This window comes from Pseudomonas laurylsulfatiphila (assembly GCF_002934665.1).
GTDB lineage: Bacteria > Pseudomonadota > Gammaproteobacteria > Pseudomonadales > Pseudomonadaceae > Aquipseudomonas > Aquipseudomonas laurylsulfatiphila.
In genome coordinates, this window is sequence record NZ_NIRS01000002.1 from 75,181 (window position 1) to 98,577 (window position 23,397).

The window sequence follows — 23,397 nt, forward strand, 5'->3', positions numbered from 1 at the left end:
ATATTCAACAGTGGTCAGGGGATTGGCTGCCCTTGTTCACGACTCGTCGGCAACCACTCTCACTCTGTGGCAGTCGGACGGCCCAAGCTTCTGACCGCCGGAGGAGCGAACTTCAATCGGCATCAGGGTCTGGCCGCGCTCGTTGTCCAGCAGCACAGAGCGCGTCTCTTCGCGCTTGAACAGGAAACGTTCACCCCACTGCCGCAGGCTGACCACCACCGGAAAGATCTCCCGCCCTTTGTCCGTAAGGACGTACTCCTTGTAGGCACTGCCGTCTGACGCGGGTTGTACGTCGAACACACCGACCTCAACCAGCATTTTCAAGCGCGATGCCAGAATGTTCTTGGCCACGCCCAGGCTTTTTTGAAATTCGCTGAATCGGCGAATGCCGTCGAATGCGTCGCGGATGATCATCAGCGACCATCGATCCCCAATGGCCTCCAGTGTTCTGGCTACCGGGCATTCGCTGCTGTGCGATGAAGTGTCTTCGACCATCGTATTGACCTTCCGGATAAGGATTGCCGGGCCTGCCGTGCAATCTCGAGCAAAGTGGTTGCAATTTTAAACCTGTTTCGATAACAATTCAATCCAGTTTTTAATTGAAACCAGTTTAGCGCCACGGAGGCTCCTGTGACAGCCGATGCCGATTCAGCCACCCGCCCCTTCGCCCAGCAGGCTTCAGGCCTGCCCGATGCGGATAATGGGGAAAGCGCCCGCGCAGATAGCTCTGCCGGGCTGTCTGCGTCACTCACACTGCTGTTTTCCGTCACCTGCGCGCTTGCAGTCGCCAACGTGTATTTCGCGCAACCCCTGCTCGATTCAATGGCGCAGAGCCTGGGGGTTGCCTCATCGATGATCGGGGTCGTGGTCACGGCTACCCAGGTCGGTTACGCGCTGGGGTTGCTGTTCATCGTCCCGTTGGGCGACTTGCTCAACCGTAAGGGGTTGATCCTGACGCAAGTGCTGCTGTCTGCGGTTGCACTGGCGGGAGTCGGCGCAGCGCAGCAATGGCTGACTCTGTTGGGCGCCATGGTCATCGTCGGTTTGCTCGCGGTGATGGTTCAAGTGCTGGTGGCCTATACCGCCGTGCTGGCAACGCCGTCACAACGGGGCCAGGCCGTGGGCACCGTCACCAGCGGCATTGTCCTGGGCATTCTTCTGGCGCGGTTTACCTCTGGGCTGATCGCCGATCTGGCGGGCTGGCGCGCCGTGTATTTCGTTTCTTCGGGATTGATGCTGGCCCTCGCGGCGGTGTTCTGGAAAGTGCTTCCTGCCACAGAGTCTCCACGCAACCGAAACACCTACCCGGCACTCATCCGCTCGATGTTCAGGTTGTTCATGACCGAACCGGTCTTGCGCATCCGGGGCTTGCTGGCCTTGCTGATCTTTGCCGCGTTTTCGGTGTTGTGGACATCCATGGTGCTGCCACTGAGCGCGCCTCCACTGTCGCTGTCGCACACGGCCATCGGCCTGTTCGGTCTGGCTGGCGTCGCCGGTGCGCTCGCTGCCAGAAGAGCCGGTCGTTGGGCCGATCAGGGGCTGGGGCAACGCGTGACCGGCATTTCGCTGGTGATCCTGACGCTGTCCTGGATGCCCATCGCGTTTGCGCCGACGTCACTGATCGCGCTGGTGTGCGCAGTGGTCCTGCTCGACTTCGCGGTGCAAGCCGTACACGTCACCAACCAGAGCCTCATTTTTGCCGCACGCCCCGACGCCCAGAGCCGCATGGTGGGCGCCTACATGTGCTTTTACTCGGTGGGTAGCGCACTGGGAGCCGCGGCCGCGACCCAGGTGTATGCGCACTGGGGCTGGACAGCCGTCAGCCTGCTGGGTGCCTCGATCAGTGCGACGGCCCTGGTGCTGTGGTTGATCACCTGGCGTTGGCACAGGCAGCGCTACGCCAGATAACCTCAGTGCCTGGTCTTGCGCTCGAGCATGCGCACGGCCAGTGAAAGCGGATAACACAGGGCAAAGTAGATCGCGCCGACCAGAATGTAGATTTCCAGCGGCATGAAATACACCGAACTCAAATCCTGCGCCCGCAGCATCAAGTCCGGTGCCGCGATCAGCGAAGCCACGGACGTATCCTTCAACAGCGAGATCGCGACGTTGCCTATGGGCGCCAGCACGATGCGGATGGCCTGGGGCAACACGACCCAGCGCAACACGTTGTGGCGTGCCATGCCAATCGCTTTCGCCGCTTCCACCTGCCCCTTGGGCACGGCCTCGAGCCCCGCACGGTATATCTCTGCCAGATACGCCGCCGCGTTCAGTCCCAGGCCAATCATGGCAGCCTGGAACGAGCTGAAATGAACGCCGATTTCGGTCAGGCTGAAATAGACGATGAACAACTGCACCAACGCCGGGGTGCCACGAAACAGCTCGATGTAATAGAGCGCGGCGCGCCGCAATGCGCGGTTGCCGGAAAGCCGTGCCAGCGCCACCAGCAAACCGACGATCAAGCCGATGACCAACGCACCGAACGCCAACTGGAGTGTGGCCCAGGCGGCCGCCAGCAATTCGACATGGGTCGCGTCCCACAACTCGCCATAGCCCATCTCAATTCTCCTTGACGACTTTGAGACGGCGTTCGGTGCGCGCCGCCCAGTGGGAAAGCACCAGGCTCAGGATCAGGTAGATCATCGCCAGCAGGAAGTAGATCAGGTTGGTCTGGTAGGTTTCGCTGACCAGCATTTTCGCCTTGAACGTCAACTCCGGCACTGCCGCCGCAGACGCCAGGGAGGTGTCCTTGAGCAGGCCGATGGCGAAGTTGGCCATCCCCGGAATCGCCACCTTGAACGCTTGTGGCAGCACGATGATGCGCATCGCCAAAGACCGGGTCATGCCGATGGAGAACGCCGCTTCGCTTTGTCCACGGTCAATGGTGCGGATGCTCGACCGGAAAACCTCCGACAGAATGGCCGCACCGTTCAGACCGAAGCCGATGATCGCCGCACCGATCGCCGGCAGGGTAATGCCGATATAGGTCAGGCCAAAGTACAGAATGAACAACTGGGTCAGGATCGGTATGTTGCGAAAGATCTCCAGGTAAACGCTGGCGATCAGGCTCAGGAGGCGGCTGCGCGAAAGCCGCATCAACGCCAGGCAAAAACCCAACAGCGCCGCCACCACAAACGCAGCAGCCGTCAGGCCGATGGTGGTCAGCGCGCCGACGCCCAGTACGTTCAAGAAGTACGGCAGCATCTCGATGGCTTTGTTCAGTGCAGTGGTATCGAACATCGATCAATGCTCCTGCACGGCGCGGATGAAGGAGCGGGTACGTTCGACCTGGCTCTCGCGGAAAATCTGCCGCGGCGGTCCCTGTTCGACGATATTGCCGTCGGCCATGAAGATCACCTGGTCGGAAACGCTTTCGGCGAAGCTCATTTCGTGGGTCACGATGATCATCGTCATGCCCTCCTCCGCCAGCCTGCGCATCACGCCCAGCACTTCCCCGACCAACTCCGGGTCCAGCGCCGAGGTCGCCTCGTCGAACAGCATCAACTTGGGCTTCATCGCCAGCGCCCGGGCAATGGCGATCCTTTGCTGTTGCCCGCCCGACAGTTGCTCGGGAAATGCATCGCGCTTGGCGAACATGCCGACCTTGTTCAGCAGATCCTCTGCCAGCTCCACCGCTTCGGCGCGATTGCGCTGCTGCACCTTGAGCGGACCGAGGATGATGTTTTCCAGCACCGACAGGTGCGGGAACAGGTTGAAGCGCTGGAACACCATGCCGATTTCGGCGCGCATCCGCGCCAGTTCCTTATCGCTCATGGGCACTTTTCGACTGCCCACCAGGCGCTGGCCGATCAGTTCGTTGTCAATGTAGATGTCGCCTTTGGTGGGCTCTTCCAGGTAGTTGACGCAACGCAGTAAGGTGGTCTTGCCCGAGCCGCTGGGGCCGATGAGCGAGATTTTCTGGCCCTGCTGCACGTTGAGGTCGATGCCTTTGAGAACGTCCAGGCTACCGAAGGACTTGTGCAGCCCTTCGATACGCACCAGTGGAGTGGATTCAGCCATGGGTCAGGTCCTCGATTCAGGCAAAGGCCTGACTGAAATCACGGGCTGGATGCTCGAAGGGTCCAATGACATTGCCCTTCTCGTCGCGGTCCACACCGATGCGCGGGTCCTTGGCGGGCGGTACGAGGTAGTCCGGGTTCTTGATGCCGTACTTGGCCAGCACCGGTTTGATCTGATCCGTGGCTTTCAACCAGCGCAGCCCCTGGTTCACCCCATCGAACAGGTCCTGGTTCTGCGGATGAACACCCCAGATCGCCTCGAACTTGGCGGTCAGGCTGGGGAATTTCTCGTCGTAGGCCATGGGGATCTGCTTGAGCTTGAGGCTGGGGTCCTGAAGGATCATGTAGTCGATGGTCGGCGCATCCAGCACGGCGAAATCCAGGCGCCCGGCGCGCACGTCGCGCAGGCAGGAATCGGTGTTGTCGTAGAGTTTGACCTCCTTCACGCCCTCGATTTTCTTCATGTCGGGGATTGTGAAATAACCGGTGATGGCGCCGATGGTGCGGCCCTTCACATCGTTGACCGTGATCGAGTCGGTGAACGGTTCGCTGTCGCGCATGATCACGTAGGCACCGGTGTAGAACACCGGGTCGGTCAACAGCAGGATTTTCGAGCGCATGGGGTTCCACGCGAAGTTGCCGCCAAACCAGTCGGCACGCCCGGACCGCACGGCTTCGACCACCGCCGGGAAACCCATGGTCAGTACGTCGAGCTTGAGCTCGAGGCGGTCGGCAATCAGTTTGAGCAACTCCAGATCGGTCCCGACCGGGACGCCTTCGCGCAGCGCGCCCAAGGGCATGTCGCCCAGGCAGGCCGCGGTCAGGTAACCGGGACGTACGGTCTTGATTGGTTTGTCGGCAGCGAACGCGAACGACATCGGGCCCGTGGCACTGGCAGCCATTGCCGCCAACGAACCGTAGCCTGCGGCCTTGAGCACTGCGCGCCGGGAAACACCCTGGGTATTGAACTTGAAGTCGGACATACATCACCTATAGGCAAATTATTGTTGTGACCGGAACAAGCCTTGCTACTCAACCGCCGTCCGTGGCGCGATGCTTCCCGTGATTTATGACCGTGTCGGCAGACCCGCGAGGATGTCGATGGCATTGACGTGGGGGGTGGCGGCGGTTTGCCGTTGGCGCCTGAGGACCAGGTAAGCGACAGACACCACAGCGAGGCTGACGAGGCTGGCGAGGAACTGTGTACGCAAGGATTCCTGGAACGCCATGGCCACCAATACACCCGCAATCACTGCCACCACAGCATAGGACAGCCATGGGAACAGCCACATCCTGAGGGTCAGCCGGGCCGGCGCGGTGGCTTCGACCTGGCGTCGAACCTTGATCTGCGCCAGTGCTACCGCCAGGTACACGAACAGCATCACCGCACCGGAAGCGTTGACCAGGAACAGGAACACGCCCTGCGGAGAAATGATCGCCGCCATGATCGCGATGTAGCCGATCACACTGCTGAGCAGTACGGCGGCCCTGGGCACTTTGCGCCCGGTCAGCACCGACAGTTTTGCCGGGGCGTCACCGCGCTGGCTGAGGCCGAACAGAATCCGCGAAGACACATACAGCCCGGAGTTCAGCGCCGACAGCACAGCGACCAGCACCACCGCCTGCATGATCATCGCCGCTCCGGGAATGCGCATGACCTCCAGCGCTGCCACGAACGGCGAATGACCGGCGACGATCTGGCCCCAGGGCACCACGCAGACAATCAGGAAGATCGAGCCGACATAAAAGGTGATGACACGGAAGATCACCGAACGGGTCATGTTGGCGACGTTCTTCGATGGATCGTCGGACTCGGCGGCGGCAATCGTCGCGATCTCGGCGCCGCCGACCGCGAAGATCACCGTCGGCACGCCGGCCAGGATCGCACTCACGCCGTAAGGCATGAAGCCGCGGTCATTTACCAGATTGCCCAGCAGCGCGCTGGTGCTCGGCGCGAACCCGAACAGGTAGGCGCCCACCACAAAGATGAAGACGATGATCGCGAAAACCTTTAATGAGGCGAACCAGTACTCGAACTCGCCATAGGATTTCACCGACAGGCAGTTGATGGCGGTCATGATCGCCAGCAGGCTCAGCCCGATCATCCAGGCCGGCAGCGGTATCCACTGTTCAAGGATATTGGCGCCGACCACCGCTTCCACCGCCACCACGATCACCCAGAAGTACCAGTACAACCAGCCACTGGTGAACCCGACCCAATTACCCAGGCCGATACGTGCGTATTCGGTAAAGGAGCCGACGCCGGGCAAGGCCACGGCCATTTCACCGAGCATGCGCATCACCAGCATCACCACGATGCCGGCAGCGAGATAACTGAGAAACGCGGCGGGCCCGATTGCCTGAATCGTTGCGCTGCTGCCGACAAACAGGCCGGCACCAATGATCCCGCCCAGGGAGATCATGGTGATATGGCGCTGACGCAGTGCCCCGCTGAGGCGTTGCTGGCCGGATGTTGTCTTGCGTGGCTGGGCGTTGCTCATCGGAGGACCTCCGCTGGGGTGGATAGGGTCGATCGACCGGATAAATTCATCGAAGACTTTGCGCGAGGGGGACAACTCACCGGATACTCTGTGCCGCCCACTCTCAGGGGCAAGAGGCTTTGGTGTCGGGTAGCCAGGGCTGAGCCCGGCTGGAAGGTTTTATGAGTCATGTGCTTACCCGTTTGGGCTGGTCATCGCCAGCCATTTTCTTATTGTGTTGCATGACAAGCATTACAACTCACACACTAATCACGGTTTTTTAGCTTGTCAATGGGCTTTGTATCGGATAAAAAGCAATACAAATTCGCTTATTGTCTGGCTCAGAGCATGACAAGCAGGGATAAAGCACCATGAGTCAATTCGAACAACTGCTGGACGAACTCAAAGCCAGCGCGGCGTTGCAACGCGACAAGGCAGAAACCCTTTATGCCCAACTGGCCGAATCGCTGGCCGAAGCGATTGGCAACGGCAAACTCAAGCCCGGCGAACGCCTGCCACCCCATCGCGATTTCGCCAGTGCACTGGGGGTGAACATCACGACGGTGACCAAAGCCATGGCCGTGCTGCAACAAAAAGGACTGGTGGAAAGCCGCCCGGGCCGCGGGACGCAAGTTGCACAGCCGCGGCATCCGGCGGCGCAATTTCAGTCGGCCCCCAGCAATGACCCGGGCACCGTCGACCTGAGCGTCAATCGCCCCGCCACCCATGGCTTCAACCGGGTGTTGGCGCAGCTGTTGCCGCGCCTTGCCAGCGATCCGCGCTTTTCCGACATGAAGGACTATCACCCGTCCGAAGGTCCGCTGTGGGCCCGTGAAGCGGCGGCGCAATGGCTGCGCCACACCGGCGTCGAGGCCCAGGCCTCGCAGATGCTGATTTGCGAAGGCGCCCAGCACGGGATCGCCAGCACCTTGCGCAGCCTGACCAACAGCGGCGATACCGTGCTGGCCGACAGCGTGACGTATCAAGGCATCAATGCCTTGTGCCGTTCGCTGGGGCTGATTCTGGTCGGGGTCGACGCCGATGAACGCGGCATGTCCCCCGAAGCTCTGCGCCAGGCCTGTGTCGAACATCAGCCACGCCTGTTGTTTCTGGTGCCGTCGATCCATAACCCGACCGCCATCACCCTCGATGCCGAGCGCCGCAAAGAACTGGCGACAGTCATTCGAGAAACCAGCCTGCTGGTCATCGAAGACGACGTCTATCGTCCCCTGCTGGACAAGTCGCCGGCGCCTTTCGCCGCGCTGCTGCCGGAGCGCACGATCTATATCTCGGCCCTGTCCAAATGCATCGCGCCGGGGCTGCGCATGGGTTTTGTCATGGCCCCGCAACCCCTGGTGCAGGACATCGCCGCCATGCAGCGCATCGACTGCTGGAGTACGTCACCCCTGACGGCGCTGATTGCCGCCCGGTTGATCGAGGACGGTCATGCCGAGCAATTGGTGTCGGAACAACGCGAAGAACTGCGCATTCGCCAGACGCTGCTGGCCACGCACCTTGAAGGCCTGGAGTTCCAGCACAGCGCCACCGGCACCCACGCCTGGCTGGTACTGCCGGAACCCTGGACCGGCTCGCGTTTCGCCCGCCTGTGTCAGGACCGCGGTGTGGTGCTGCTGGCCGGCGGTGCCTTCACCTTGCGTCCGGAACTCTCGCCGCAAGCCGTGCGCATCAATATCTCTGCGGCCCTGTCACGGGAGCAGTTGATCAAAGCCCTGACCATCATCAGCCAGTTGGCACGCCAGGGTCACCTCCACATGCACAACCGGATCTGAGGACATGACACAGCCCGTTCATTGCGAAATTGCCGTTATCGGTGCCGGCGTTGTCGGCGTTGCCACCGCACTCTGGCTGCGCCGCCAGGGTTATCAGGTCGTGTTGCTGGAGCGCGACGCGATTGCCAGCGGCGCGTCCTATGGCAATGCCGGCACCCTGGCACCGTACGGCGTGATGCCGATTGCCCAGCCGTCGCTGCTGAAGGCGATTCCGTCACTGCTGTTTTCGAAGGAGTCGCCCTTCGTCATCAACTGGGCACGCCTGCCAAGGTTGATGCCTTGGCTACTGCGGTTTCTCAATGAATGTCGCGCTTCGCGCTGTGAGGCCAACACCCAGGCCCTGAGCAACATTCTCCAGCACACCTACAGCGGCTATGCGCCGCTGCTGGCCGACGCTCCGCTGGCCGACCGGCATTTGCGTCACAACGGTTGCATCTATGCCTACGGCACCGAGCAAGGTCTGGCCGGTGCGCGACCGGCGATCGAATTGCGCCGCGCCATGGGCATTGCCCAGCAAGTGCTGAACGCGGCGGATATCGAACAACTGGAGCCTGCGCTGGCAGGCAAAGCGGTCGGCGGCATTCTGTTTCCCGAGTCGTCGCACATGGATGACCCGCGCGCCTTCATCGAAGCGCTGGCCGCGCCACTGATCGCCGAAGGCGCAGTGCATCAGGCGACGATTACCACCGTGCAGCGCAAGAGTGACGGCCTGTACCTGGGCAGTGCCGAAGGGAAAAGCTGGCGCGCCGATCGCGTCGTGCTGTGTGGCGGCGCCTGGTCCGCGGCACTGGCACGTCAGGTGGGTGATCACATACCACTGGACACCGAACGTGGCTACCACATCGAATTCGATCTGCAGGACACCCTGCTCAACCGCCCCTGCTGCCCGGTGGAAAGTGCGTTCTACATGACGCCCATGGCGGGTCGCCTGAGGGTCGCGGGCACAGTGGAACTGGGCTCGATCAATGACCCGGCCAATCCGCAACGCTTCGACTACCTGGAGCGCCACGTACGCCGGGTCATGGGCCTGACCCAGCCGGTCGCGCGCAAGTGGCTCGGGTTCCGCCCCTCCCTGCCTGACTCGTTGCCGGTCATTGGTCCGTCACCCAACGAACCGCGATTGATCTATGCCTTCGGCCATCAGCATCTGGGCCTGACCCTGGCCGGCGCGACGGGTCAGTTGGTGGCTGACTGTATCGCCGGCAAGGCGCCCCAATGGCTCGACAGCTTTTCCGTGCAACGCTTCTGAGCAATGCCTTCCAAAGGAGTGCAATTGATGCAAACAATCGAACGCAAGCAGACCAACCAGCGCATGAGCCAGATCGTCATCCACGGCAATACGGTTTACCTGGCCGGGCAAGTGGGGGAAGCGCGTCACGACATCACCGGTCAGACCCGCGATGCCCTTGCACGGGTGGATGACTTGTTGGCACAGGCCGGTTCGTCACGGGAGCAGATGTTGCAAGTGACCATCTGGCTCGCTGACATGGCGGATTTCGCCGCCATGAATGCCGTTTGGGATGCGTGGGTACCGGCGGGCCATGCCCCCGCCCGTGCCTGTGGCGAGGCGAAACTGGCAGACCCGGCGCTGCGGGTAGAAATCATCGTCTGCGCCAACCGGGGCTGAGTCGGGACGGCTTCAGTCAGCCCCTTTGCGCACCGCCCGCCTGACCTCGGCCTGTATGGCATAGGCCGGTGCCTCCACGGCATTGAAGTCATGGGTATAGCGCTGGGCAAATCCCTGCACACCCCATTCCTGATATTGCTGCACATGCTTGAGTTCGTGAGCCCAGAGCGCGACGTCCGTTTCTGCGGCTTGGGGGTCGCGGAAGAGGATGATGTCGATCAGCGTCACGGCACCGACATCGGGGTTCTGCAGCATGGCCGTGGCGGCGCTGAATTGGCCGTTGTCGCTGATTTTGTAGCGCGCGGCATCGAGGACGCCGGGGTCGTACCAGGGCAGCAGTTGCTCACGGATGTGCGGTGGAATGGGTTGGGTACCGGCGATGGCGGCTTCATCACGGGCCTGGGTCAACCACAGCGCCAGGGCCGGTGTCGCGATCTGGTAAACGTCCTCGGGCACCACGTCCGGCAGGCAGATGCAGCCGTCCAGGCACACCTGTCTCTCGCCAGCCGGGCAGTCGCTGGTCCGGGCCGGCACTTCAAGTGCCAGGCAAAGAACAAACAGCGCCACCAGAGGTGTGGTGATGGGCGGCATTCGGCGCTCCGGGCAGCGGACAGTGGTGAACCGTTTCCGGGTCAGGCATTGACCTGGAGTTCATGCAGAAGAAAACCCAATGATTCCGGGGCTGCGCAATGACTTTTTTCCGAGCGTTGTTCATCCCATGGCCTCGCGTCATCGGTGCAGAAATCTCCAATGCATTCCATGCTCAGCTCGGCGTCGAGAAGTCCGAGCGGAATCCAGAAATAAGGTGTTTCGCGAAGTACATTAGGCACGGTCGAACCACATCGCGAGCAAAAGTCATTTCTGTACCCGGTGGATTTGCGCCAACCGGTGATCGCCTCTTGCCCTTCTTCCCATCGAAAGTCGCGAGCATTGACCAGTGTGGCGAGATTATGGCCGACCCCGGTTTGCTTGCGGCACAGCGTGCAATGGCAGCGATAGAAAAAACGTGGTTCTACCGCCAGGAAAAAGCGTACAGCCCCGCAAAGACATTGCCCTGATGCCATGAGTCTCTCCCTTGAAAAATGTTCATCCGTGTTGGCTTGCGCCATGATATCCGCTTGATCCCTGGCGGCCGAGCAGTTCACTCGCCAACAGCGCTTTCAACGCCATCGGCTTGGCAAAGTGATAACCCTGGGCCTGCCCTGCGCCCATTTCACGCAGCAGATCCAGCGTCGCTTCATCTTCGACACCTTCGGCCACCACACTCAGGTCCAGCGACTCGGCCATCCGCACAATCGCCCGGACAATCGCGCGACTGCGGGAACTGGTGGTCAGTTCGAGGATGAACGACTTGTCGATTTTCAAACCGCTGAAACGGTACTGATGCACATAGCTCAGGGAAGAAAACCCTGCGCCGAAGTCGTCGAGCACCACCGACATGCCGTTGTCGGCCAGTTGCTGCATGGTCTGTCGGGCAATCGCCGGCTCGGCGACCAGCGCTCCTTCGGTCAGTTCCAGGCAGATCCGCGACGGCGACACCCGATGCTGCGCCAGCAGTTCCAGCACCTCACTGGCGAAGTCGGGGCGCGTCATGCTGTAGCTGGAACAGTTGACGTGCACCGCAGGCCAATTGGCGTGCTCGGGCTGCGCGAGGATCTGGGCAATGCTGGTCAGCATGTACAGGTCCAGTCGACCGATCAGGCGCAAGCCTTCGACATCCGGCAGGAACTCGCCCGGCGCGATCACCCGGCCGCCCGGCTGATGCCAACGGATCAGCGCTTCAAGGGCCAGCAGCTCGCCGGTTTCGACGCTGACGATCGGCTGGAAATACGGCAGCAGTTCGTCAGTACGCTTGAGCGCGTTGCGCAAGGCCCCTTCACGCTCGACCTGGTCCGAGACTTCACGGCGCACTTCCTGGTTGAACACCGCGTAGCTGTCGCGCCCGGCACTCTTGACCCGGTACATCGCCGCATCGGCATCGCGCAGCAAGTCGGCGGGCTCGTGATGGAACTGACTGTCGGCGCTGACGATACCGATGCTGCAGGACGAAAAAACCTCATAGCCGTTGATGAAAAACGGCAGGTCGAACGCCACCAGGATCCGCTCGGCGATTTCGATCATCACGTCCAGCGGGGCCTCGGGCGCCAGTACCGAAAACTCATCGCCCCCCAGGCGTGCCAGCATGTCGGTCTCGCGCAGACAACCGCGCAAACGCTGGGCCGCCTGCATCAACAGCAGGTCGCCAAAGTGGTGGCCGAGGCTGTCGTTGACCATTTTGAAACGGTCCAGATCGATGAACATCACCGCCAGATGCCCGCCTTCGCGGCCGAACCGCGACCAGGCCAGATTGAGGCGCTGTTGCAGGTAGGTGCGATTCGGTAGCCCGGTCAGCGCATCGTGGGCGTTTTCGTGCTGCAACTTGGCGTTGGCGTGATCGAGTTCGCGGGTGCGGCTTTGCACCCGGGCTTCCAGCTGGAGGTTGGCGGCATGGATCGCTTCAGCGGCCGTGCGTCGCGACAGCGCCGTGTCGATGTGCCGCGACACGAATGTCAGCAGTTCCTGGTCACGCTGGGTATAGCGCACCTGCGAGGTATAGCTTTGCACCGCCAGCACGCCACGCACCGCGTCGTCTTCGAACAAGGGAATGCCCAGCCAGGAGTAAGAGCGTACAGACTCATGGGCAAGTTCGATTTCACCCTGAACGGACAATCGTTCGGCCTCGGCGACATCAATCAGGCAAGGTCGACGCTTACGGATCACATATTCGGTCAGGCCCCTGCGCCCTCGCCGTGCCGGCGGGCAGGTCGTCTGCCGCTCATCCACGTAATAGGGAAAAGTCACTTCGCCGGTGGCGTCGTCGAACAGCGCAATATAGAAGTTCTGCGCGAACAGCAGATCACCGACGATGCCATGCAGGGTTTTGAACAGCTCGGCCATGTCACCGGGCTGGCTGGACAGTTCGGCAATCTGGAACAGCGCGCTCTGCAGATGTTCGGCGCGTTCCCGGTCTGCCACTTCCTGGCGCAATGCATCGTTGAGCGCGGACAGTTCCAGGGTCCGACGCATCACCGTTTCTTCCAGGTCCTCTCGGTGCAGAATCCGGTCCAGCGCCATGGCCACATGACGGGCGACCACCAGAAACAACGCGCGGTCTTCAGCGCTGTAGACACGCGAAACGTCGTAGACCTGCATCGCCAGCATGCCAAACACGTCATCCGAGGCATTTTTCAACGGTGCGCCCATCCAGAACTCGGGACGATCACCCACGCAGTGGAAACGGTTTTGTGCCTGGGCCGCGAGAATGCCGGCGGAATCGATCAGCAATGGCTGGCCACTGGTCAACACCTGCCCGGTCAACGACAGGCGCGAAGGGTCAAGGTATTCATAGTTTTCCGATTCCAGGGCATCGACGTCGATGATGTCGACGTAATACGGGTAATCGATCTTGCCAGTGTGCGGGTTATACAGCGCGAGATAGAAGTTCTCGGCGTCGATCAGGCTGGCCAGCAGCCGGTGAACCCCCACCAGGAACACTGAACGGTCACGGGTCGAACTGGCCAGATAGGTAATTTCATACAGCACACGCTGGGTGATCTGCGCACGGGCCAGGGTATTGGTCTGTAGCTCGATGCCCAGGCGCTGGGCAAAGTCCGCGAACGCAGGTTCAGCAGCATCATTGACGGGTGCGAGCAGCCAACCCAGCTCACTTTCACCTCTGCCGGTCGGCCAACGGTGCAGGTTCGAAGTCCGGCAAAAGGCTTCAAACGCCTCATTGGCAATGCTCGAAGGCCATTGCGCCCGCGGGTCGCCTTGCCCGACCCAATGCATTTGTTCGCCGGCGCGGTAGAACACCCAGGCAGTGCTGTGGGCCCAGTTGCGCGCTGAGTCCAGCACGTGTTCGATCGAGTCGTCGTTGCCAGCGTAAGCCATGCCGACAGTATCCGGATTCTCTATGGGTTGGAGTGCGGCCACTTCGCAATGGCTCGAATGCCGCCGGGAGTCGGTCAATGTACGAAAACTCATCAGGGCTCCCTTAGCCAAAAACCGCCGACACTCACTGACTGATTGCTAGCAATATGCCACCTATCATCTTATTTATAGCTTATAGCGTTTTTTGCAATGATTTGTTCACTTTAGTATCAGGTATGAGACGGGCTGCAAATTATTCGCTGCGTATTGCCCGGGCCGGCGTCTTTACGGGGATGCGTTCCATCAACCGGCCCAGACAAAGAAACGCCACTCTAGCGAGTGGCGTTCTTGTAGTGCTGTCTATGGAGGGGACCATTGATCAGGCAATGTTGGCTTGAGGTGGCGCATCAACAAAAAACTGTCGATACCACTTTCTCAATTCGAACAGCTGACCGTCCGCCTGGCACAACAGCGGCGACTCGCGATAAACCTTGTTCTCCCAGATTTCGACATCCTCGTAGAACGCCTTATGGGCAAACCCGGCGTATTCCTCGGCAATGGCGTCAATATCCGCAATCGCATGATCATGGCGCAGCTTCAATCCGTAGCAAAGGTCCAGACTCTCGTGATCGACCGGCGTATGGAAGTTGACCTGACGGCTTTCGTGGGTACCCTGCATTTCAACGTGCATGACGCCGGGTCCGAAGTAGGTGGCCACCGTCTCCAGTTGACTGCCCAGTGTGGGGTGCTGGCCAATCAAGGAAATCTGCCGCGCGATGTGCCTGTCGTACTCAACGGTGATCTTGTCGATGGGCGACTGGTGAACGATGGCGAAGTGCGGGGTATCCACCAGGTTTTCGATGATTTCCTTACCCTGGGTCTTGATCCTCCAGCGCTTGAAGTACCAACGCGTCCAGCCCTCCTCTCCACTCATTTCGGCTGACCGCGGAACCTCCCATTCGGGCTCGCCACCTTCAGGGTCGAACCAGAGATGAATCATCTGGTTGAGTTCCCGGACGTGGTGCCATTTCAGCGCGCCTTCCTTCGCCTTGGGTGGAATACGCTCCGAGTACGGTATGGCGGTGCACTTTCCCTCCTGATCGAACTGCCATCCGTGGAAGGGGCAGCGAATGGTATTTCCTACGCAACTGCCGCCGCCAAGGTGGGCGCCAAGGTGAGGGCAATGCGCATCGAGTATCGCCACTTCCTGGTTTTCACCCCGAAAAGCCACGTAGTCCCGATTGAAGTACTTGAACGATTTTATTTCCCCTGCGGCCAGCTCACTTGAAAAGAGCACACCAAACCATCCCTTGGGGAATCGTTCAGAAAAAAAGTCTTTTTTCACGGTTGTATCTCCAGGCTTTTATTGTTTTTTGCGCGCCACCCTATGCCTCGGAACCAGACAGCACCCCCTCCCTTGGATTGATTGCCTGGCCGTCGAGCCCGACACCATGAACATCCAGAAGCCATTGCGCCGTATCCTCTCTTTCGCGAGAAACAAACACTCTTTTCTCGATGGACTTAAGGGGCACTTGTTCGCGGTCCAGATAAAACTGGTCATACCATTCGCGCAACTGATATACCGGCCCGTCCCCGCCGCAGAGAATTGGATTGTCCACGCGTTTTTTGTTATCCCAGATACGCAGATCCTGAAAGAAAGTTTCCTGCCCGTTGGCAATGTATTCAGCGATGAGCTTTTGATTCTCGGAAAAAGACAAGCACTCCAGCGCCCGCACTTTCATCCCGAAGTGCATCATGAAACGATCATGATTAATCGGAACATTGCCAATCATCATGATGCATTCAAGTTTATAGCCCCACATTTCGGCTTCCATGTCCGCAATTACATAGGACGGCCCATAGTAATAGGCAATACTACGTAACGAATCGCCTGTACCAATCAACTGATTTCCGCCCGTCAGCATCTGGCAGTATGTATGTCCTTGCGAAACATTAAGGTAACTACTGACGGGTGAGCCGTGGACAGGTTCAAAGTGGTACACGTCGGCAAGGTTATCGATCAGTTCCCGGCAGTTGGTATTCGCCGGCTTGCTGATAACGGCCCAGTCCGACCAGCCATCTTCGGTACAACACCTGTGTGCCGGTATTTTCTGTTCAGCAATCGGACCCTGTCCTTCGAGATCGTGCCAGATAAACAGAAGTTCGTTTTCGACCATGCTTTCCCACTGCCGGATCCGCGCTTTGGGCGGGATTTTCTCGCAGTAAGGAATCTTTTCGCAGTAGCCTCCATCGCCCCACTGCCATGAGTGAAATGGGCATTCCAGGGTATTTCCCTTGACGGTACCGTTTGCCAGGTTCGCTCCCATATGTGGACAGTAAGCGTCGAAAACCCGAATCTGTCCGTCCTCACCACGGAACGCCACCAGTTCTGTCCCAAAGGCCTCAAGAGAAGTTATTTCGCCCAGCTTGATATTTCTTTCAAGTCCAAAGCAATGCCAGCCACGTGCATAGCGATCAGGCAACTTCGAGATTATCCGTGCAAAATCAACCATCTTCCTTCCTCTATGAAGTTCACTTCCAGGGCCAACTGCTATACAGATGAATGTGAAGAAAACTAGTAGTGCAAGAACGCTGTGTAAAGGTTCAAATTTGCACGCAACAGTGCATTCTCGCACCCTGCAATCAAGTTGCTTTAGTGCAGGCGTACACCGCAGGCGCCATGAGGCTACTTTGAGTTCGGGGTTTTACCCGATGGTTGATCGCTGCACCTATACGTGCTTTTATGCACAGCTTCGCCCCTTTCAACCCGATACTGATCAAGCATAAGTAAAACCCGTGCTTGAGGGGAAAGATCGGGTTGCACGAACCAATACTATTAGAACAAAAAGGAGCCTCGAGAATGCTGGACTGGGACGATCTACGTTATTTCCTCGCCGCCGTTGAAGCGGGCTCCTATTTGGGCGGCGCAAAAGCGTTGGGGGTTAATCGAACAACTGTAGGTCGTCGTGTCGAAGCACTGGAAAAACGCATCGGCAGTCCACTCTTCAAACAATCGGCGTCCGGATATCATCCAACTGAAGTAGGCGTCAAAGTCTTGAAGTGTGCTAAGCAACTCGAAAAACATGTCGCGCAGTTGTCAACCACACTCGTCAAGCAACAAGGCGCACTGGAGGGGCATGTTCGCGTTGCCGTCGCAGCGGAACTGGGCAGCGATCTGCTCCCCGACATCATGCGTTTTCAACAGACCCATGCCGAAGTGACCGTTGAAGTCTCTAGCGTACGCGACCCGGCAATCGCTCTGACCCAACGTAAAGCTGACATTGCCCTGGGCGTTTTGAGGGCAAGGCCTGAGTATTTGACAGGGCTTTGCCTGGGTAGATTGTCACTCGCGGTTTATGGCGCCGCGAGTCCCCCTCGCCCCCGTGTGGACCCGGAGCACTCAACCTGGGTTGGGTGGTCTGAAGACATGAACGGCTGCATGCTGGCAAGCTGGATGACCCGTCATCTCAAGGAAGACGCCCGGACCGGTAGCTGGGTAGATTCCTGGGCCGCGCTCAAGGCGGCCACACAAGCGGGTCAAAATGTCGCGCTGATGTGGCAAGCCTTTGCCGAGCCCGAGCCGGGGCTTGTTCAGCTTCCGGGATTCATGACGGGGACAGGGCAAGGATCGGATCTCTGGCTTCTATCACTCGAAGCGATTCCGCTGGATGCCTGCAAGAAAGAGATGTTCGATTTTCTGTTCTCCAGCCTCAGGCACAAGCTCTGCGGCGGGCCAGGTTTCACAGCAGCTCCCCACTAGCCCCCGCATTTCAATGCGACCTATCAGTCGTCATTGTCATCGCGATCACGGTAGCGACGGTGATCGCGATCATAGTCGCTACGATCATAGCCACGACGTTCATCGTCACGGTCATAACCTCGATCATCGCCCCCTCTCCAGTCGTCACCACGTCGATGATCATGATCGTGATATCGCCCGTACCGTTCTCCGTCATCCCAATGCGGGCCGCAGCCTCCCAACAACACGGCGCTGGAAATGGCCACGATCAAAACTACTGCGCGATTCATGAAAACGTCCTGAGTGTCGGGATTATGGAAGGGTCACGGCTGCTCGAAACGTTCAGCCATGGCTATGACCATTCAGTAACTCAATGATTCCGCTGGGAAATACAAACAAGTGACGGTCACTCTCAGCGATCACGCCATCGAAATGCCCGCCGAGGCCCACCGGGCCTGTCATCAATAGCCAAGGGGCTGTCGTCGAATGAAAAGCGCCCCTGACACGGGGGTTATCTAATGGCAGTACTGAAAAGGTCTCTGGCGACGAGTCGACGTAAGCGACGTTGCGCCTGAGTCACGAGTTGCCTGGAACACCAGGCAGGAGAACAACAATATGAAATTCGTGAAAACTCTTCTGGCTGCCGCACCCTTCATGGCGCTGGCCATCGATGCCCAAGCCTATGTATCGAGCCAGGAAGCCGCCCGGTTGGGCAGCAGCCTGACGTGGGTGGGAGCCGAAAAGGCCGGTAATGCCGATGGCTCCATTCCGCCCTACAACGGTGGCCTGACCACTGCCCCACCCGGTTTCAAGACCGGCGACAGCATGCGTCCGGACCCTTTTGCCGGCGAAAAACCGCTGCTGGTGATCAACGGCAAGAACGTCGATTCGTACAAAGGCATGCTCACCGCCACCACCGTAGCATTGGCCAGGCGCTACCCCGGCTTTCGCATCGACGTGTATCCGACCCACCGCACGGCATCGCTGCCCCAGGCGGTACTGGACAACAGCCGCCGGAATGCTACCAATGCCAAGTCCCTCAACGGCGGGATCGCCATCGACAATGTGATGCCCGGGGTGCCATTCCCGATCCCGCAATCGGGCGCCGAGGCAATGTGGAACTTCCTGCTGCGCTACCAGGGCGTCAACATCCATTCCAAGTACGACTCCTGGACGGTCGACACGGCTGGCGTACCGAGCCTGGCGGTCACCGGCGAGGCATTCGTCTCCTTCCCCATCTACGAGAACATGTCCAAGCCGTTCAACAGCTCGGACATTTATTATCAGTTGAAACTGTCCTATACCGGGCCTGCGCGCCGAGCCGGCGAGTCGATCATGCTCAAGAACGCCACCAATCCAACGGAGTTTCCCGGCCGCGCCTGGCAGTACATGCCGGCCCAGCGCCGGGTCAAACAGATTTCGATCCTGGCCTACGACACACCCAACCCCGGTACTGCCCGTGCGCTCGAGCTGTATGACTGGACGCTGGTCGGCAAGCAAGAAATGATCGTGCCCTACAACACCTACAAGCTCACCTACGCTCGCGACGCCAAATCCCTGACCACGCCGAATTTCATTGCCCCGGATTTCGTTCGCTGGGAAAAGCACCGGGTCTACGTCGTGGAGGGCAACCTCAAGCCCGGCGCCAGGCACATCTACCAGAAGCGTCGCTTTTACCTGGATGAAGACACCTGGGCCGCAGTGGCCTCTGATCAATACGACACCCGTGGCCAGCTGTATCGTGGCTCCTTCGCTTTCTTCAGCCAGAGCTATGACCAGCAAGTCCCGGATGCCACGCCCTTCATGACGTACGACCTGTCGAAAGGCACCTACAACATCAATGGCGTGGTCGGTCCTCATGGAGGCATCCGCTACATCGAGCCGCTATCGACGGCGCAGTGGGTGCCGGAGTCCATGGCGGGCGCCGGTATTCGCTGAGTTCGTGGTGGCAGAGCCCCCTGATGGGAAAAAGGGGGCGTGAGCTGCGCGGATCAGCTCTCGCTGGCAACAACCGGGTCTTGAGCCGCTTCGGCAGCCAGCTTCAATCGGTCAGCCTTGCTGATGTACTTATCCTTGCTTTTCGGTGCCAGTTTGGCACTCGCCTTTTTGGCGTTAGCCTTTAACAACTGATTTATTTTCTTGCGACGATTCATGTTGTTCTGCTCAACCGGTATTTCTTGAATGATATCAGCTTAACCATTCAGGCCGGGCTGCCACGTTCCCCATAACTGGGTTACTTCACCCACCCTTCCGGGCAATCACCACCAAGTTGGAGGAATACCCCCCGCATCTGTCGCCCATGCCCCAGTCAACAACCTGTTCATTTACCTGGATTTTTTCTTTTCCCGGGTGATGGCTCATTAGTTGCACTCCCCCCACTTGTGCCCACCACAGCGGTCGTCCCGGACATGGAGACGACGGGACATCAGCCGAGGGGTAAAAAAAATGAACAGCGCGACACCACAACGCAATTCCTTCGACCGGCTGCGTAAATCAAGCCTGCCTTGTGCGATGCTCCTTTCCCTGGCCACGGCAGACGCCGCGCCGCTTGACGATGTCAGCCAGCCGCCACCGACGGACCCCTCGGCGTTTACCAACCCGCCGGCCGACCCCAAGGCCGCGCTGGATGCCATTCTGACCATGCCCTCCACCAACCAGGGCGCCATCGCCCTGCCCAACGGTGTGTTTGGCGACCGGTACACGCCACGGGCCGAGAACGTGCTGCCGCCAGCGCTGCAGACATCGTTCAAGATCCCCACCAACGGCAAGCCCAGCCCGTTGTTCGGGGCGCAGCCGTACACTCAGCAACTGCTGTTGTTCGAAGAATTCGGCACGGAAAAACTCGACCCCACACTGCCAGCGCCGCCCCTGACGTTCCCGCCGCCGATTGTCGGCCCAGCGCCCACCCAGGACCCGAACAGCATCGCCCGCAGCGGCCCTTCAGCTGCGTCGCTCGAAGCTTTCATGCGCCAGCCCGGGCTGTACCCGTTTCCGTCACAGTATTCCAACGTGCTGGACCGTAACCCGTGGAAAGCGCAGGTAGAAGCCTTCCTCAACCGCCATCCGGTCGGCTCGCCGGCCGAGGGGCGGCCGCCAGGAAAAGGCTGGTCGCACCAGCGCTGGAACGAGTTCTACCCACAGGTCGCCTTCAAGACCGCCCAAGCCGGCGCCAAGCTCAACGGCGGCATGCGCGACCGCCGCCAGTTGCACAACTACGCCGTCGGTGAATTCGGGCCAGGCGGGCTCTACAACCAGACTTCGGACGCCCCGGTCATCGCGGGCACCACCAAAGGCATCGACACGCGTTTTCACCCCAACATGCCGATTCAGAACCACAAGGCGCTCTGGACCTTCGACGGCACCTTTCCACCAAAACTGTTGATGGTGCGTTACGGCCAACCGGTGCTGATGCGGCACTACAACGCCCTGCCGATCGATCCCTCGGCCAACATGGGTTTTGGTCTGCACACCCTCAGCACCCACGAACACAACGGCCACTCCCCAGCCGAAAGCGACGGCTATGCCAATGCGTTTTTCTTTCCGGGGCAGTACTACGACTATCGTTGGCCGATCCAGTTGGCCGGCTATGACAGCATCAATACCACTGCGCAGGATCCGCGCGCGGCCTTCCCCTGCGCCCCGGGTGAAACCCTGTTCGTCAACGACGCCACTCCGGGCCTGAAGACCTGCAACAACGGCAGCATCAAGATCCGTGGCGACTGGCGCGAAACCATGAGCACCCACTGGTTCCACGACCACATGCTCGATTTCACCGCTCAGAACGTCTACAAGGGCAACGCGGTGATGATGAACTACTACAGCGCCATGGACCGCGGTAACGAAGCCATGGAAGACGGCGTCAACCTGCGCCTGCCCAGCGGTTCGGCGTTGCCCTGGGGCAACCGTGACTACGACGTCAACCTGATGGTGGCCGACAAGGCCTGGGATGCCAATGGCCAGTTGTGGTTCAACCCGTTCAACACCGATGGCTTCCTCGGCGATCAGATCCTGGTCAACTGGCAGTACCAGCCGCGCTTGAACGTGCGCGCGCGCAGCTATCGCTTCCGCATCCTCAACGGCTCGGTGTCGCGTTTCTTCAGGATCGCGCTGGTGCGTGAAGTCGTCGGCACCGGTGGCGAATTCCCCGGTCCGGCAGGTTCCGGCCTGTCCTATACCCGCGTGCCGTTCCACATGATCGCCAACGACGGCAACCTCATGGAACACGCCGTGCCGTTCGACGGCAGCATGGACCTGGACGCCGACGGCGATGTACAGGACCACAACGCCATCCTGCCCACCCAGGGCATTGCCGAGCGTTTCGATATCATCGTCAACTTCTCGAAATACGGGATCAAGACCGGTGACAAGCTGTACTTCGTCAACCTGATGGAGCACCAGAACGGCAAGGGTCCGGAGAATATTGCGCTGAGCCTGGCCGATGTGCTGTCCGGCAAATACAAAGCCGTGCTCAAACTGGGCAGCAAGGGGCTGGAGTGGGACTTGGGTGACCCGGCGGTTGGCAAGTTCATGCAGATGGTGGTGCAGCCTTATGCCGGCCAGGACGTAAGCATGAACCCCGCCGACTACGAACCCGCCAAACCGGGTAAACCGGTCGGCAAGGTCATGATTCCGTTGACGGTCAACCGCGACGATCCAACGATGCAGGCCAAGCTCAAGACCGTGCGGCATCGCGAGTTCATCTTCGGCCGCTCCGACGGCACCGACGGAGAACCCTGGACCATCAAGACCGACGGTGGTTTCGGCAACCGCGCGGACCTTCGTCGGATCAGCGCCGCGCCGCAACTGGCCACCGGCCCGACCCCTGCCGGGTTCTCCGGTGATGGCACCCTGGAAGTGTGGAAAATCAAGAACGGCGGCAACGGCTGGAGCCACCCTGTACACGTGCATTTCGAAGAAGGCGTCGTCCTCAGCCGCGACGGCAAGGCACCGCCGGAATGGGAAAAATGGGCACGTAAGGACGTCTATCTGATCGGCCAGGGCATCGACAGTACGGTGGATGTGGACATCGCGATCCGTTTCCGTGAATTCGCCGGGACCTACATGGAGCACTGCCACAACACCCAGCACGAGGACACCTCCATGTTGCTGCGCTGGGATACCGAGAACCCGGGCCAGTTTCAGTTGATGCCAACGCCCCTGCCAGGCTGGGATGGCGTGACCTACGTCAACTCCGCTGCGCTGCCTACCTTCCGCACGGGTGATACCCGTACCAACGACGATAACCAAAAACCGATCGCCAACCCCGACAGCGCCATCAGCAACACCGGCCAACCGGTGACCATCAACGTGCTGGCCAACGACAGCGACCCTGACGGTAACGTGCCGCTTAAAGTAGTGGGCCTGGCACAACCGGACTCCGGCATGGGCTCGGTCAGCACCGATGGCCTGCGCGTGATCTACACGCCACCAGCCACGGTCACCGCGCCATTCACTGCGACCTTTACCTATCAGGCCGCCGATGCCAAGGGTGCGGAATCGGCACTGGCGACGGTAACCGTGGCGGTCTCGGCAGGGGTCGTCGAGAACCTGATCGTCACCGGCGCTACCGTCACCTCCCGCAGCAACAGCCGCTGGTATTGGGTACTTTCCGGCACCACCTCGCGTGGCACGGGCAATACCATCACGGCGACGGCCACGACAACAACCGGTACGGTGAACCTTGGCACCGCCACCCTGACCACTACGCCTACGGGCGCGCGCTGGACTATAGCGGTGACAACCGTCGGCAGCGGCCCGTCGCCTGCCCCGACGGCGACCATCAAGTCGGCCTTCGGCAAAACCGTAACGGTGCCGGTAGTGAAGAACTGAGCTT

Annotated in this window: 20 protein-coding genes; 7 read left to right on the forward strand and 13 right to left on the reverse strand. The window is 59.9% G+C overall.

Annotation, left to right across the window (positions count from 1 at the left end):
- Positions 1-36: 36 nt before the first annotated feature.
- Positions 37-495, reverse strand: a complete 459-nt coding sequence (locus tag CD175_RS06230; protein WP_104448145.1) for a winged helix-turn-helix transcriptional regulator — start codon at positions 493-495, stop codon at positions 37-39.
- 135 nt (positions 496-630) lie between these two features.
- Here CD175_RS06230 and CD175_RS06235 point away from each other — a divergent pair, with 135 nt between their 5' ends.
- The gene (locus CD175_RS06235) at positions 631-1,908 is read left to right on the forward strand and encodes an MFS transporter (protein ID WP_104448146.1); all 1,278 of its coding nucleotides are present in this window, start codon (positions 631-633) and stop codon (positions 1,906-1,908) included.
- A 2-nt stretch (positions 1,909-1,910) separates the two neighbouring features.
- Here CD175_RS06235 and CD175_RS06240 read toward each other — a convergent pair whose 3' ends face one another.
- From CD175_RS06240 to CD175_RS06260, 5 genes are all read right to left on the reverse strand, one after another.
- On the reverse strand, positions 1,911-2,558 hold the full coding sequence (locus CD175_RS06240) for an amino acid ABC transporter permease (RefSeq protein WP_104448147.1): 648 nt from the start codon (positions 2,556-2,558) through the stop codon (positions 1,911-1,913).
- A gap of 1 nt (position 2,559) precedes the next feature.
- Positions 2,560-3,240: an amino acid ABC transporter permease gene (locus CD175_RS06245; RefSeq protein WP_102699563.1), complete on the reverse strand. Its 681-nt coding sequence runs from the start codon at positions 3,238-3,240 to the stop codon at positions 2,560-2,562.
- A 3-nt stretch (positions 3,241-3,243) separates the two neighbouring features.
- Positions 3,244-4,020 carry an amino acid ABC transporter ATP-binding protein gene (locus CD175_RS06250; RefSeq protein WP_104448148.1) on the reverse strand — a complete coding sequence of 259 codons (777 nt, stop codon included), beginning with the start codon at positions 4,018-4,020 and terminating at the stop codon, positions 3,244-3,246.
- 16 nt (positions 4,021-4,036) lie between these two features.
- Entirely contained in the window at positions 4,037-5,002 is a 966-nt protein-coding gene (locus CD175_RS06255; protein WP_104448149.1) for an ABC transporter substrate-binding protein, read from the reverse strand.
- 84 nt (positions 5,003-5,086) lie between these two features.
- Positions 5,087-6,520: an amino acid permease gene (locus CD175_RS06260; RefSeq protein ID WP_104448150.1), complete on the reverse strand. Its 1,434-nt coding sequence runs from the start codon at positions 6,518-6,520 to the stop codon at positions 5,087-5,089.
- A gap of 350 nt (positions 6,521-6,870) precedes the next feature.
- Between CD175_RS06260 and CD175_RS06265 the strand changes: the two genes are divergently transcribed.
- Genes CD175_RS06265 through CD175_RS06275 form a run of 3 tightly spaced genes read left to right on the forward strand, consistent with a single transcriptional unit; the run spans position 6,871 to position 9,916 of the window.
- On the forward strand, positions 6,871-8,289 hold the full coding sequence (locus CD175_RS06265; RefSeq protein WP_104448151.1) for an aminotransferase-like domain-containing protein: 1,419 nt from the start codon (positions 6,871-6,873) through the stop codon (positions 8,287-8,289).
- Positions 8,290-8,293: 4 nt separating this feature from the next.
- The gene (locus tag CD175_RS06270) at positions 8,294-9,538 is read left to right on the forward strand and encodes an NAD(P)/FAD-dependent oxidoreductase (RefSeq protein ID WP_104448152.1); all 1,245 of its coding nucleotides are present in this window, start codon (positions 8,294-8,296) and stop codon (positions 9,536-9,538) included.
- 27 nt (positions 9,539-9,565) lie between these two features.
- Positions 9,566-9,916 carry a RidA family protein gene (locus CD175_RS06275; RefSeq protein ID WP_102699557.1) on the forward strand — a complete coding sequence of 117 codons (351 nt, stop codon included), beginning with the start codon at positions 9,566-9,568 and terminating at the stop codon, positions 9,914-9,916.
- Between the two features lie 12 nt (positions 9,917-9,928).
- On the opposite strand, the gene CD175_RS06280 is transcribed toward CD175_RS06275, so the two are convergent.
- The 5 genes from CD175_RS06280 to CD175_RS06300 all read right to left on the reverse strand — a co-directional run bounded on the left by CD175_RS06280 (position 9,929) and on the right by CD175_RS06300 (position 16,338).
- Positions 9,929-10,507 (reverse strand): eCIS core domain-containing protein, encoded by a 579-nt coding sequence (locus tag CD175_RS06280; protein WP_104448153.1) that lies wholly within the window; start codon positions 10,505-10,507, stop codon positions 9,929-9,931.
- 41 nt (positions 10,508-10,548) lie between these two features.
- The gene (locus tag CD175_RS06285) at positions 10,549-11,025 is read right to left on the reverse strand and encodes a GFA family protein (RefSeq protein WP_240628932.1); all 477 of its coding nucleotides are present in this window, start codon (positions 11,023-11,025) and stop codon (positions 10,549-10,551) included.
- The gene (locus CD175_RS06290) at positions 11,003-13,939 is read right to left on the reverse strand and encodes a sensor domain-containing phosphodiesterase (protein WP_104448155.1); all 2,937 of its coding nucleotides are present in this window, start codon (positions 13,937-13,939) and stop codon (positions 11,003-11,005) included. Before CD175_RS06290 ends, CD175_RS06285 begins: the two co-directional genes overlap by 23 nt.
- 265 nt (positions 13,940-14,204) lie before the next feature.
- Positions 14,205-15,170, reverse strand: a complete 966-nt coding sequence (locus CD175_RS06295; protein WP_104448156.1) for a 3-ketosteroid-9-alpha-monooxygenase, oxygenase component — start codon at positions 15,168-15,170, stop codon at positions 14,205-14,207.
- A 40-nt stretch (positions 15,171-15,210) separates the two neighbouring features.
- Entirely contained in the window at positions 15,211-16,338 is a 1,128-nt protein-coding gene (locus CD175_RS06300) for a 3-ketosteroid-9-alpha-monooxygenase, oxygenase component (RefSeq protein ID WP_104448157.1), read from the reverse strand.
- Between the two features lie 347 nt (positions 16,339-16,685).
- Here CD175_RS06300 and CD175_RS06305 point away from each other — a divergent pair, with 347 nt between their 5' ends.
- Positions 16,686-17,585 carry a LysR family transcriptional regulator gene (locus tag CD175_RS06305; RefSeq protein ID WP_104448158.1) on the forward strand — a complete coding sequence of 300 codons (900 nt, stop codon included), beginning with the start codon at positions 16,686-16,688 and terminating at the stop codon, positions 17,583-17,585.
- A 23-nt stretch (positions 17,586-17,608) separates the two neighbouring features.
- Here CD175_RS06305 and CD175_RS31600 read toward each other — a convergent pair whose 3' ends face one another.
- Positions 17,609-17,854, reverse strand: coding sequence for a hypothetical protein (locus CD175_RS31600; RefSeq protein ID WP_104448159.1), 246 nt, complete (start codon positions 17,852-17,854; stop codon positions 17,609-17,611).
- Between the two features lie 325 nt (positions 17,855-18,179).
- Here CD175_RS31600 and CD175_RS06315 point away from each other — a divergent pair, with 325 nt between their 5' ends.
- Positions 18,180-19,502, forward strand: coding sequence for a DUF1329 domain-containing protein (locus CD175_RS06315; protein ID WP_104448160.1), 1,323 nt, complete (start codon positions 18,180-18,182; stop codon positions 19,500-19,502).
- 53 nt (positions 19,503-19,555) lie between these two features.
- Here the strand turns inward: CD175_RS06315 and CD175_RS06320 are convergent, their stop codons facing one another.
- Complete coding sequence (locus tag CD175_RS06320; protein ID WP_007974875.1) at positions 19,556-19,717, reverse strand: DUF2986 domain-containing protein; 162 nt, start codon at positions 19,715-19,717, stop codon at positions 19,556-19,558.
- 292 nt (positions 19,718-20,009) lie between these two features.
- Here CD175_RS06320 and CD175_RS06325 point away from each other — a divergent pair, with 292 nt between their 5' ends.
- Positions 20,010-23,393, forward strand: a complete 3,384-nt coding sequence (locus tag CD175_RS06325) for an Ig-like domain-containing protein (protein WP_104448161.1) — start codon at positions 20,010-20,012, stop codon at positions 23,391-23,393.
- The last annotated feature ends 4 nt before the right edge of the window (positions 23,394-23,397 follow it).